The organism is Mycobacterium sp. P7213, assembly GCF_900604305.1.
Lineage (GTDB): Bacteria > Actinomycetota > Actinomycetes > Mycobacteriales > Mycobacteriaceae > Mycobacterium.
Genome location: NZ_UWOA01000078.1, coordinates 1 through 12,262 on the forward strand (window position 1 = coordinate 1; position 12,262 = coordinate 12,262).

A 12,262-nucleotide genomic window follows, 5' to 3' on the forward strand; every position below is an offset into this window, starting at 1 on the left:
AGGGCGTCCCCCCGGGTCCGGACCCGCAGGCAGTTCCGGCTGGGTCGACAGACCCCGCAGCCCCGGGGCAGCCCGGTGCGGTGCCGGCCGCGGCCTCCGGACCGGTCGTCGGCCAGAACCCGGAGCCGTTCACCGGCACGCCGCCGTTCCTGCCGCCGTCGTTCAACCCGGTCAACGGATCGATGGTGGGTGTCGCCAAGCCGATCATCATCGACTTCCAGCGGCCGATCGCCGACAAGGCGATGGCCGAGCAGGCCATCCACATCTCGTCGAACCCGCCGGTGTCCGGCAAGTTCTACTGGATGACCCCGAGTCAGGTGCGGTGGCGTCCGCTGAACTTCTGGCCCGCCCACACCGTCGTCAACATCGACGCAGGCGGCACCAAGTCGAGCTTCCGCATTGGTGATTCCCTGGTGGCGACCGCCGACGACAAGACCCATCAGATGACGATCACCCGAGACGGCAAAGTGGAGAAGACCTTCCCCATGTCGATGGGGATGAGCGCCGGGGGACACGAGACCCCCAACGGCACCTACTACGTGCTGGAGAAGTTCCCCACGGTGGTGATGGATTCGTCCACCTACGGCGTTCCGGTGAACTCCAGTTGGGGATACAAGCTCACCGTGCAGGATGCGGTCCGGATCGACAACAGCGGGGGCTTCGTGCACAGCGCGCCGTGGTCAGTGGCCGATCAGGGCAAGCGCAACGTCAGTCACGGCTGCATCAACCTCAGCCCGGCCAACGCCAAGTGGTTCTACGACAACTTCGGCAGCGGCGATCCCGTCGTGGTGAAGAACTCCGTCGGTACCTACACCAAGAACGACGGTTCGCAAGACTGGCAGATGTAGGCCCGCGAGAGGGCATGGCAGCTGGCCGCGATGGTGGCCTGCCGACATAGCTGATAGCAACCTCCGTCGCCGGGCTCATCGCTGGGGCCCTTGAGGCGGTACGTGCAGACCACGTGACGTGGGAACCGGGACAATCGAGCTTTTTAAGCTTGGGGCGCGACAGCGACGTACTACTCCCAACTCCGCCAAAGTAGGATTACTATCCACTAGAGTGCACCATGGACCGCGCCGCCGTCATGTCGGAATGCGCTGGAACCTTCGGAGGACACACATAGTGAAGTCAAGTAGGTCACTTGCTCAGGTAGTGACGATGACCGCCGGAGTCCTGGTGCTCTGCCTTGCTCCGGCCGCAGCTGCTGAAGGCGACCCGCACGTACCGGACGCCCGGGCGGACTGGTGTCCTGGTGGTCACTTCTTCGAGCAGGGAGGAAGACAGTCGTGTTGGGGAGAGAAGTTCCCCGACGGCAGCGTCTATGTCCAGGATGGCGGATTCGGGCCGAGCGGTCCCTTTGGCCCGTTCAGTTGGAACTCGCCGTCCTGCTGGGGGCCGGGAACGACACGGAATATATTCATGCCCAACGGCAGATGTGGTTAGACAGGAGCGGGTGACGCCCAGCTTCCATCGGGAGTTGCTGGCTGGGGCTCACTGGCAAAAACCGCTGTGCCTGTCACCACCGGCAAAAGTGCCACCGTCTCGGTGCTCACCCCGTCGAACTGAGCCCCCGCTCAGTTCCAGATCCGGACCCGGGCAGCGGGCTCAAGGTAGAGCGCGTCGTCTGGCGTGACGTCGAAGGCGTCGTAGTAAGCGTCCATGTTCCGGATCACCCCGTTGCAGCGGAACTCCGGCGGAGAGTGCGGATCCACCGCTAGACGCCGGATCGCCTCGGCGTCACGGGATTTCGTGCGCCACACCTGCGCCCAGCCGAAGAAAACGCGCTGGGTGCCGGTCAAGCCGTCGATCACCGGGGCCTCGGCGCCGGCCAGGGACAACTGGTAGGCCAGCAGAGCAATGGACAGCCCACCGAGATCGCCGATGTTCTCACCAACGGTGAAGGCGCCGTTCACGTGGCGGTCGCCGTCCAGTTCACGCGGCACATATTTCTCATACTGGGCGATCAACGCCTTGGTGCGGCAACCGAATTCGGCGCGGTCGGCGTCGGTCCACCAATCGATCAGGTTGCCGTCGCCGTCGTACTTGGCGCCCTGATCGTCGAACCCGTGCCCGATCTCGTGGCCGATCACGGCGCCGATCCCGCCGTAGTTGGCCGCGTCGTCGGCGCCGGCATCGAAGAACGGCGGTTGCAGGATCGCGGCGGGAAAGACGATCTCATTCATTCCCGGGTTGTAGTAGGCATTGACGGTCTGCGGTGTCATGAACCATTCGTCGCGGTCTACCGGCCCGCCCAACTTGGCCAGTTCGCGGTCGTAGTTGACCGCATAGCCGCGTAGGTAGTTGCCGTACAGGTCGCCTCGGTCGGTGACCAGCGCAGAGTAGTCCCGCCACTTTGCGGGATAGCCGACCTTGGCGGTGAACTTATCCAGCTTGGCCAGCGCCCGCTCGCGCGTTTCCGGTGTCATCCAATCCAGATTGGTGATGCTCGCCCGGTAGGCCTCGCGCAGGTTGCCGACCAGCTCATCGATGCGTGCCTTGGCGTCCGGCGGGAAATGCTTTGCCACGTAAAGCTTTCCGACGGCATCGCCCATCAGGGACTCCACCACGGACACGCCGCGCTTCCAGCGGTCCCGGATCTGCTCGGTGCCCGACAGTCGGCGTCCGTAGAACTCGAAGTCCTCGGCGATCAACTCTTCGGTCAACAGCCCGGCGCGCGCATGAATGACCCGCCAGCGCGCCCAGCCCTGCCAGTCGGCGAAGTCCGCGCTCTCCCACAATGCGGCGAACGCCGTCAGGAAATCGGGTTGCCGCACGACCAGCTCGCCGGCAGCAGCCACCGAGACGCCGAGCGCACCGACCCAGCCGGCCCAGTCGAAACCGGGCGCCTCGGCCGGCAGCCCGGCGAAGGTGCGCAGGTTGTAGGTCAGCTCGGCGTCGCGGCGTTTCACCACGTCCCAGTGCGCGCTCGCCAGTCGGGTCTCCAGCGCCACAATGCGTGCCGCGGCCGCGGCGTGCGCGTCCGGTTGCCCGCCGTAGACCAGAGCGAACATCGCCGCGATGTGCTCCGGGTAGGCCGCCAGAATCTCGGCGTGCTGTTCCTCGCGGTAGTAGGACTCGTCGGGCAGGCCGATGCCCGACTGGTTCAGGTGCAGCAGGTAGCGAGTCGAGTCCTTCGAGTCGGTGTCCACGTAGAGCCCGACGCCGCCGCCGACCCCGATGCGCTGGCCCGCGCCCACCACCCGCGCCAAGGCGTCGCGGTCACCGGCATCGTCGATGGCGGCCAGCTCCCGGCGCAGCGGCTCCACTCCGCGCTCACGGACGGTCTGCTCGTCGGTGAAGCTGGCGTAGAGGTCGCCGATCCGGCGCTCATCGGTGCCCGTGGCCGCGGTCGATCCGCTGGCTTCAATGAGCAGGTCGCGAACCTGGATTTCGGCCCGATCGAACAGGGCGCGGAAGGCTCCGTCGGTGGCGCGGTCCGGGGGCATCTGGTAGCCGTCGAGCCAGCGGCCGTTGACATGACCGAACAGATCGTCCTGCGGGCGGACACCACTATCTACGTAGCTGAGATCAAGCCCGGAACGGGTGGCTGGTGAGGTCACCGTCCCATCCTTCCACGACGGATGCCGCAGCTCTCCTGTAGCGTCACCGCCATGCCTGACGAGCAGCAACCCGACGACGCCACCGAGGTGGACCAGGAGCTCACCGAGCCCGATGCCGTCACTGACGAGAGCCTCGAGGACCCGGCCGCCGCAGAAAAGGTGCACGAAAAGGCGCCGGCGAAGACCGGCAAGAAAACCACCCACGCGCAACCGGCTGCGGCGGCCTCCGGCGGTGGACTCTCCGGCTACGGGTGGGGCTCGGTGGCCCTCGGCGTGGTCGCGGTGGCGGCGCTGATCTTCAGCCTGATCACTTGGTACGAACACCACGAAGATGTCAATGAGCGCGGCTACCGCAGCCGGGTGCTGCAGACCGCCGCCAGCTGGACCAGCGTGCTGATCAACTTGAACGCCGAGAACGTCGAGAAGGGCATGGCCCGGCTGCGCGACAAGACCGTCGGCGAACTCAACAGCGAGTTCGATGCCGCCTTGGCGCCCTACCGTGACGTGGTGCAGCGAATCCAGTCGCGCAGCACCGGCCGGATCGAAGCTGTCGCCATCGAGCTCGAGCACCACGACCTCGACGAGCCGGCCGCGACCGGCAGCGACGAGCCGTCGAACCCCGGCCGTACCGACCCGGTGATGGTGATCGCCACTTCGATCGCCGAGAACGTCGGCGGCAGGCCCCAGACCGTGCACTGGGCTCTGCACCTCGACGTCACCGACGTCGCCGGCAACATGATGATCTCCCGATTGAGGTCGATTCGATGAGCAAGCTGGAACTCTTGAAATCGCAACCTCTGTGGCGGGTGGTGTTCGTCGACATCGCCGCGCCGCTGGCCGCGGTCGGGGGTCTGCTCCTGGTGGGGCTGACGCTGGACTGGCCGGTCTGGTACGTGTCGCTCTGCTCGGTGTTGATCCTGCTGATCGTCGAAGGCATGGTGGTCAATTTCGTGCTGCTGCGCCGTGACGCGGTCACGGTCGGCACCGACAACGAGCGGCCCGGTCTGCGCTTCGGGGTCGTCGGACTGGCCGCGGCCGCGCTGGTGGCCGCGGCGGTGCTCGGATACCTGCGCTGGACCGTTCCCGACCGCGACCTGGAGATCGACTCGGGTGAGGCGGTCAAGACCGCCGTTGCCATGGCCGAAGCTGCGGCCACGGTCTCGCCGGCCAACCCGGACGCATCGATCGAGAAGGCTGCCACCTACATGGTCCCGGACCGGGTCAATGCGTTCCGGGAGAGCATTGGCCGGACCGCCACCGACATGGCCAACCGCAACATCGCGGTGGAGGCGCAGACGCTCAGTGCCGGTGTCGAGGCGCTCGGGCCGTCGGCAGCGCGGGTGGCGGTCGTGATGCGCAGCGTCCAGACGGTGGCGAACCAGCAGGTCAAGCAGTCGGTTGTGCCGGTGCGCCTGACGCTGACCAAGCGCGGCGGAAAGTGGCTGGTGCTGGAGATGTCACCGATCCACGCCCGCTGACCCGCCGGGCGGGGCGGCCGGCGTCAGACGGCGTCGGGCGTCTCGCGGGTGTGCAGCTTGACGAAGCGGTCGGACAGTCGGCGCATCCGGATCATCAGTGAGGCCGGTGGGCTGACTGTGCCGTTGAGGTAGTCACCAAGCGTGTCGGCGGGAACCCCCACCCGCGAGGCGAACTCTTGCTGGCTCAATCCCGACCGCTCGATCAGCACCCGCATGTGACGCGCGACCTCCGCGCGCTCGTTGGCCTCCAGATGCGCGCGGGCACGGGTCAGGACCTCCGACAAAGCTTTGGCGATACCGAAGGATTCGGTGCCTTCCAGCACCTCTTCGACCTGGCGGGCGGTACGGCCGTAAGGATCGCGCTTGAGTGCCACCACGATGAGCTGCCAGGTGGCGATGTCGCCGGTCTGTAGCGCAGCCCGGATGGCCGACGTGGGCCAGAACTCGACCGGCCGGTCGGTGTCGCCGGACGGCTGCCGGGGCAGCGGCCCACGGCGTCGGTCCGCGGCCAACGTCACCTCGCCTCCTCGAGCATCGCCACGGCAACTGCCAGGCAGCGCCCTTGGACGTGTTCCCAGTCCGTACTCGCCCCAAGCGCATCGTTGCCGGGGGTGTAGTCGCCGCGTGCGGTGGGCTCCGGATCGGCGAGTCGACATACCAGCTGGGTGGCCATCCAGTGTCCGTCGGCTGGTTGACCAGAGTAGTACGCATCAATTCCGCTGAGGGCCCCAGCAACGGTTTTCGGGCCCAGCGCATCGGCGAGGTCGGCCAGCCCGGCATAGTCGCGCGGGCTGTTGCGTGCCAGTACCAGGTAGCCCGCCAGGCGCAGGGTTTCGGCACCGGTGGGGATCTGCAGCCGGTCTCCGGTGGGCAGTTGGACGGCCGCGGCCTCCATCGGACGGCACCGGGTCAACGCCGGGACGTCGAGCCCGATCTCGCTGGCCGCCCATGACTCGGTTTCCAGCGCGTCGAGCGCGATGGCGAGCCGGCGTCGCCACACCGTGACCGGGTGAACCGGACGAATGGTGCGGGGCTGCGCCCGGACCGTGCCGGCACGCGACTGCCAGCCACCTGTCAGCCGGGCCAGCGCGTGGCTCACCCCTCTGCCGCCCGCCGTAGGCGGTGCTGCCGGCCCGGTGGTGACCGGCACCGCTTCGATCTTGCTGGTGGCCATCTCGGCCACGCCGCAGCCGCGTAGCGCCAACGGGTCGCTGACACAGACCGCGTCCGGAACCAGCCCTTTGAGCCGGGCCGCCGACTTGACCACCACACGAAGGTCAGCGCTGGGCGTGATCAGCGCGGAGATGTCATCGGGTATCACCACGACGTCACCCAAATCCACTGTGGGCAGCGGCTTTTCAAAGTCGACCGACGGCAGGATCCGGGCCAGCCAGCGCGGCAGCCACCAGTTCCACTCGGCGAACATCGCCATCAGCGCCGGAACCAGCACCAGCCGAACCACGGTGGCGTCGACCGCGATCGCCACCGCGCAGGCCACCCCCAGTTCGGCCACCAGCGGCATCCCGGCAAACGCGAAACCGATGAACACCGCGATCATGATCAGGGCGGCACTGGTGATGGTGCGCGCGCTGGTGCTCACCCCGTAGGCGACCGCGTCGTGGGTGTTGCCGGTCTGCAGGAAACGCTCGCGGATGCGGGTCAGCAGGAAGATCTCGTAGTCCATCGACAAGCCGAACGTCATCGCCAGCACGAGCGGCGGAATGAACGTGTCGATGGAACCGGTCGATGCGAAACCGAACCGTTCCAGCCAGCCCCACTGGAACACCATCACCAGGCTGCCGTAGGCAGCTGCCACCGACAGCACCGTCATCACGACGCCCTTGAGCGCCAGCAGCACCGACTGGATGGAGACCAACAGCATCAGGAAGGCGATCAGCGCCACGAAAACCAGCACCATCGGTTCGGCCGCTGCGACCCGGTCGTCGAAGTCCTTGATCAATGCGGTCGGTCCGCCGACGTCCACCTGCACTGCCGGCGAGCCGGCCGCTTCCGGCAGGTGTTCGCGCATCCAGTCCACGGTGGTCCGTGCGGCCATGTCCTCGGGATCGACGGACAGCACCGCAGACAGCAGGCCGCTGCTGTTGTCGTTGCCGAAGACCGGCGGGGACACCGAAGCGATGTTGGGGGCCTGCGACATCTCCTGGCGGATCGCCGCAAACGTCTCGGCGTGGGCCGGCGCCGAGGCGTTCGCGCCGGGGATGGTCACCAACACCCGGACCGGTCCCAGCGCGCCCGGACCCAGGGCTTGGGCTGCCGCGGCCACCCCGCCCCGGATCTCGTGGGAGGAGTCGAACTGGCGAAGCATGCTGTTGCCCAGCGACAGCGACAGCGCCGGCGCCGCGAGCGCTAACAGGAATCCCGCCGCCGCCAACGCCGAGGCCCAGGGGCGCCGCATCACCGACGCCGTCCAGCTGGTCCAGAACCGCGACTGAACGGTCTGGGGGCTGCGTGCCCAGTGCAGCAGCGCCGACCGTTTGGCCACTGCCCGGCCGAACACGGCCAGCACCACCGGGGTCAGGCTGACCGACGCCAGCACCGCCACCGAGACAGCCAGGATCGCTCCGGTCGCCATCGACACCAGCACCGGCGTGTTGATCAGATAGATCCCGGTCAGGGAGGCCACCACGGTGAGGCCCGACAGCACCACGGCCAGCCCGGACGTCGCCATCGCCGCATCGACGGCCTCCTGCGGCTGGCGGCCGGCCCGCAGTTCCTCGCGGTAGCGCATCAGAATGAAGAGCGAGTAGTCGATCGCCAGTGCGATCCCGAACATCGACACCGTCGACGTGACGAATACCGACATCGTGGTGAACAGCGACAGCAGATAGACCAGTCCCATGGTGACGATCACTGTGCCGATCCCCAGCGCCAGCGGGATGGCGGCGGCCGCCAGTGAGCCGAACACTGCCAGCAACACGACCAACACGATCGGAAGATTCCAGCGCTCTGCCGCGCCGATGTCCTGTTTGGTCTTCGCCGACGCCGCGGCGCCGAGGGCACCCTGCCCGATCACGTAGAGGTTGACCGAACCGTTTTCGACCCGGCCGGGATGTTCGTCGGCCACGCCCAGCTTGGTGCGCAGCTTCTTGGCGACGTCGACGGCGCCGGTGTTGTTGAAATCGACTCGCAGGGACACCACGTATGGCCGGTCGGGACGCGGCGGCGGTTGCGTCGTATCGGGCAGCACCGTCACGCTGGGAACCTCGCCGGCAGCCCGCTGCAGCAGCGCGACGGCGTCTTTCATGTCCAGGTAGGTGGCGTCGGCGCGGGGTGCGGCCACCAAGGCCAGCGGTGAGGCGCCCTGCTCGGGAAAGTGATCCTCGAGCTGGTACTGCACATGCAGCGACTGCGATCCCTGGACCTCGAAACCCCCGCCGGTGAGATGACCGGACTGGGTGGCCGCCAGGTAGAGCGAGGCGAGCACAGCAAGTAACCACCCTGTGAAGACCACCCAGCGGAATCTGCGCAGGTTGTTGCTGAAGCGCATCATGAACTGCTGGATTTCGTCTCTCCCCGCTCTCGCCCGCACCGGTGCGTCGCGTGCTGCGAGCCTACCGCAGCAACCTATTGCACTGGCCGTTTCTGTCGCCTCTGAGCTGCTCCGATGCCGTCCGGGAACCACACTGTGACCAGGCTGACCTGTGCTCGGGTGGCGGCACCGGGTGGTTACTGTCAGGATGGGGAAAAGGCCGTCTTTCGATCTGCCGTTGCTGCCGGGGGGCATCGCGCGCACACCAGACCATCGTCGAAGCGTCATCCGCAATGTGGCGGGACTCGTCGGGGCGGATCGGAGATCTCGCCAGTCGTGAGGAGAATTCGTGAACATCACCCGCGCCACGGTGCGTCGCAGTCTGTCGGGCAAGGGCGTCCTTGCCGCCGTGCCTGTCGTTCTGGGCGGGGCCGTCACGGCCGCGCTGCTGGCCACCCCGTCGGCACCCTCGGCGACCGCGGCCAAAGACCCCTGCGTGGCCAGCGAGATCGCCCGGACCGTGGGCAAGGTCGTCACCTCGACCGGTGACTACCTGGACTCGCACCCGGACACCAACCAGGTGATGACCGGCGCGCTGCAGCAGCAGCCCGGCCCGCAGACGCTGGCAAACCTCAAGGCGCACTTCGACGCCAACCCGAAGGTCGGCGACGACCTGGCCAAGATCACCGCGCCGGTCCAAGAGGTGACCGACCAGTGCAAGCTGGCGGTCAGCCTGCCGCAGGTGCTCGGGCTACTGCAGGCCGTGCAGGCTCAGGGCGGCCTGCCCGGGGGCGGACTGCCCGGGGGACTGCCGGTAACCGGCCTGCCGGTCGGTGCGGTGACCCAACCGGTCGCGGTTCGCTGAGGACCGCCGCGTACTCGTCGGTGTCGCGGTCGGCCGCGTTGTCGGTGCGGAAGGCGAAGAAGAACACGACCCAGCCGGCGGCCGATATCAGCACCCAGCTGATCATCCGGTAGATCAGCACCGCAGAGATGGCGTCGGGCACCGTCAGCCCGCTCGACACCAGGCCAGGCACCAGCACGGCCTCCACCACCAGCAGGCCACCGGGAATCAGGGGAATGGTCCCCGCCGCGCGGGCAGCGGCGTAAGCCACCGTCAAACCGGCAACCGATGCCCGCCCACCGGTGGCATAGGCGGCGCAGGCCAGGCAGGCCACATCGGCCACCCAGTTGAACAACGACCAGCCGAACGCCGTCGACAAGTCCCGGCGGCCCAGGCTCACCGATTCCAGCTGGCCCAGCAACCGGCGCCAGGTCGCCATCCCGGCGTCGGTGGGCCGGGCGCGCATCGAGTTGAACCAGGACAGCACGCGGACGCCGATGCCGTCGATCAGTTCCGGTCGGGTGGCGACGGCCTGCGCCAGCAGGAGCAGCGCGATGAAGCCGCCGAGGGTGAACAGCAGGGAGAACGGGTTGCTACTGGCCCCGAGCAGGAAAGCACCGCCGAGGCCCAGGAGGGCCAGCCCGACCGCCTGAAGTACCCCCGACATCACCAGCTGCCATGACGCCACCACCGGAGTCGCGCCCCACCGGCGTTGCTGCCGGTACAGGAAGGTGGTCGACAGCACGGGGCCACCGGGCAAGGTGGTACTGAGCGAGTTGGCCGCGTAGAAGGCGGCCTCGGACTGCCGCTGCGACACGTGCACACCGGCCGAGCCCAGCAGCGTCCGCTGGATCTGCGCGAAGCTGTGCATCGATGCCGCCGCGGCCACCACCGCCCCGATCAGCCAGCGGGCGTCGGCCCGGCACAGGCTGCACCACGCGGCGGAAACCTGGTCCCAAACCAGCACGAGTTCAACCGTGAGCACGATCGCCACCAGACCCACCAGGACCGGGCTCACCCACCGGTATTTGCCAACGGAGCGCTGTGAACCCGAGGGGTCTCGCCCGCCGACGCCATGAACGACGACGTCGGGAACGACGCAGTCGTGCGAAACGGGGGCGTGGGGCACGAATCCAAAGGTTAGCCGCGCTAGGTCGATATTCGGCTACCTGATGTGCACCCGCTGCGGCATCGTTACGCTACCGGAATGTCAGCCAGCGCAGACGAATCCGTACATCCGACGGTGCGCAAGGCGGCCGCGTGGGCCTGGCGCCTGCTGGTGCTGTTCGCCGCGGTGCTGCTGGTGCTGCTGATCATGCGGCGCCTCGAAGTGATCGTCGTCCCGGTGGCGATCGCGATGATGGTGTCGGCTCTGCTGCTGCCCGGCGTGGACTGGTTGTCCCGGCACGGCGTGCACAGGGGTCTTGCGGTGTTCCTGCTACTGCTGAGCGGCCTGGCCGTGCTCGCCGGGTTGCTGACCTTCGTCGTCGACCAATTCATCGACGGGGTGCCCGAGCTGGTCGATCAGGTCACCCAGGTGGTCAACTCGACCCAGCACTGGTTGGTCGAAGGGCCTCTGCACCTGAGCAGGGAGCAGATCGACAGCGCCGGAGACAGCGTGGTCAACGGACTGCGCAACAACCAGGCGAAACTGACCAGCGGTGCGCTGTCGACAGCCGAGACCATCACCAAGATCTTCACCGGCGCGTTCGTGGTGCTGTTCACGCTGATCTTCTTCCTCTACGGTGGCCGCGACATCTGGCGGTTCACGGTGAAGTTCTTCCCGAGCCAGGTGCGCGCCACCGTGCACGCGGCCGGTGTGGCGGGATTCGAATCACTGATCGGCTATGTGCGGGCCACCTTCCTGGTAGCCCTGGTCGACGCCCTGGGAATCGGCATCGGCTTGGCCGTGATGGCCGTGCCGTTGGCGTTGCCGCTGGCCTCGTTGGTGTTCCTGGGGGCCTTCATCCCACTGGTCGGTGCGGTGCTCACCGGGTTGCTGGCCGTACTGGTCGCCCTGATCGCCAAGGGGTGGATCTACGCTCTGGTCACCCTGGGGCTGATCATCGCGGTCAACCAACTGGAAGCCCACGTGCTGCAGCCGCTGGTCATGGGGCGTGCCGTCTCGATCCACCCGCTGGCGGTGGTGTTGGGCATCTCCACCGGCGGAATCCTGGCCGGCATCGTCGGTGCGCTGCTCGCCGTTCCGTTGATCGCCTTCGTCGACCGGGCGGTGCGAGTACTGGTCGGAACCTCGGCTTCAGGTACTCCGGACGCGGAGGATGCCCTGGAAGTCGTGGATGACGATACGCCGGACCCAGAATCCGGCGACGTCAGTACCGACCCTCCCGACGCAGCAGTTCAGCAGCGCTGAGACCGCCGGTGGTACCGCGCCGCTGCGGGGTCTGCGGGTCATCCGTCGCGTCGTCGCCGGGCTGATCGCCGACCGCGGCGAACTTCTCGGTGGCCGGGTTCTCGGGGTCGGCTTGGGGGCTCTGAACCGGGATCGCCGTCGTGGGGGCGTTCTCGGTGTTGTCCGCGTCCCCAGTGGGTTTGGGCAGGGACCGGGTCCGCTCGTCGGAAGCGTCCGGCTCAGGTTCCCCCTGCCGGCCGCGGCGGGCCTGAGGCGCCTCACGGCCGCCGCGCAGTTCGCCCAGCCATGACTCGATTTCGCGCTCCTCGCCCGCGCCCGGGGACTCCTTGCCGGGGGACGCCACTCGCTCGGTCGCCGGGTCCGCTGCCGAGAAGCGGGTGGTGGGCGGTTCGGCGGGGCCGGTGTTGATCCGATTGGTCCGGGCGTTGGACGGATTGCCGCTCACCGGCCGGGTCGGCAGCTGTTCTGCGGCACGCTGCGCCGGGGCAGCGCGGCCCGGCGAGGGGTGGGTCGGGT

General features: G+C 67.7%; 8 protein-coding genes and 2 pseudogenes. 5 read left to right on the top strand and 5 right to left on the bottom strand.

Annotation, left to right across the window (positions count from 1 at the left end; all coding sequences use genetic code 11):
- Positions 1–848 (top strand): L,D-transpeptidase (locus tag EJK91_RS20465; RefSeq protein ID WP_241178768.1); only part of this gene is annotated, 848 nt, incomplete at its 5' end.
- Between the two features lie 726 nt (positions 849–1,574).
- Here the strand turns inward: EJK91_RS20465 and EJK91_RS20470 are convergent.
- Entirely contained in the window at positions 1,575–3,560 is a 1,986-nt protein-coding gene (locus EJK91_RS20470; RefSeq protein ID WP_125079824.1) for a M13 family metallopeptidase, read from the bottom strand.
- Positions 3,561–3,611: 51 nt separating this feature from the next.
- Here EJK91_RS20470 and EJK91_RS20475 point away from each other — a divergent pair, with 51 nt between their 5' ends.
- On the top strand, positions 3,612–4,328 hold the full coding sequence (locus tag EJK91_RS20475) for a hypothetical protein (RefSeq protein ID WP_125079825.1): 717 nt from the start codon (positions 3,612–3,614) through the stop codon (positions 4,326–4,328).
- A gap of 14 nt (positions 4,329–4,342) precedes the next feature.
- Positions 4,343–5,038: a hypothetical protein gene (locus EJK91_RS20480; RefSeq protein WP_241178769.1), complete on the top strand. Its 696-nt coding sequence runs from the start codon at positions 4,343–4,345 to the stop codon at positions 5,036–5,038.
- 23 nt (positions 5,039–5,061) lie between these two features.
- On the opposite strand, the gene EJK91_RS20485 is transcribed toward EJK91_RS20480, so the two are convergent.
- Positions 5,062–5,556, bottom strand: a complete 495-nt coding sequence (locus EJK91_RS20485; RefSeq protein ID WP_024442667.1) for a helix-turn-helix domain-containing protein — start codon at positions 5,554–5,556, stop codon at positions 5,062–5,064.
- Entirely contained in the window at positions 5,553–8,549 is a 2,997-nt protein-coding gene (locus EJK91_RS20490) for an MMPL family transporter (RefSeq protein WP_125079826.1), read from the bottom strand. The genes EJK91_RS20485 and EJK91_RS20490 overlap by 4 nt, the downstream gene beginning before the upstream one ends.
- 388 nt (positions 8,550–8,937) lie before the next feature.
- On the opposite strand from EJK91_RS20490, the pseudogene EJK91_RS22800 reads away from it, so the two are divergent.
- Positions 8,938–9,240: pseudogene (locus EJK91_RS22800) on the top strand (hemophore); the annotation flags it as partial.
- A gap of 16 nt (positions 9,241–9,256) precedes the next feature.
- Here the strand turns inward: EJK91_RS22800 and EJK91_RS20500 are convergent.
- On the bottom strand, positions 9,257–10,390 hold the full coding sequence (locus EJK91_RS20500) for a lysylphosphatidylglycerol synthase transmembrane domain-containing protein (protein WP_241178770.1): 1,134 nt from the start codon (positions 10,388–10,390) through the stop codon (positions 9,257–9,259).
- A 189-nt stretch (positions 10,391–10,579) separates the two neighbouring features.
- Here EJK91_RS20500 and EJK91_RS20505 point away from each other — a divergent pair, with 189 nt between their 5' ends.
- Positions 10,580–11,746 carry an AI-2E family transporter gene (locus EJK91_RS20505; protein WP_046300646.1) on the top strand — a complete coding sequence of 389 codons (1,167 nt, stop codon included), beginning with the start codon at positions 10,580–10,582 and terminating at the stop codon, positions 11,744–11,746.
- Here the strand turns inward: EJK91_RS20505 and EJK91_RS21975 are convergent.
- A pseudogene (locus EJK91_RS21975) lies at positions 11,706–12,262 on the bottom strand (hypothetical protein); the annotation flags it as partial. The gene EJK91_RS20505 and the pseudogene EJK91_RS21975 overlap by 41 nt on opposite strands.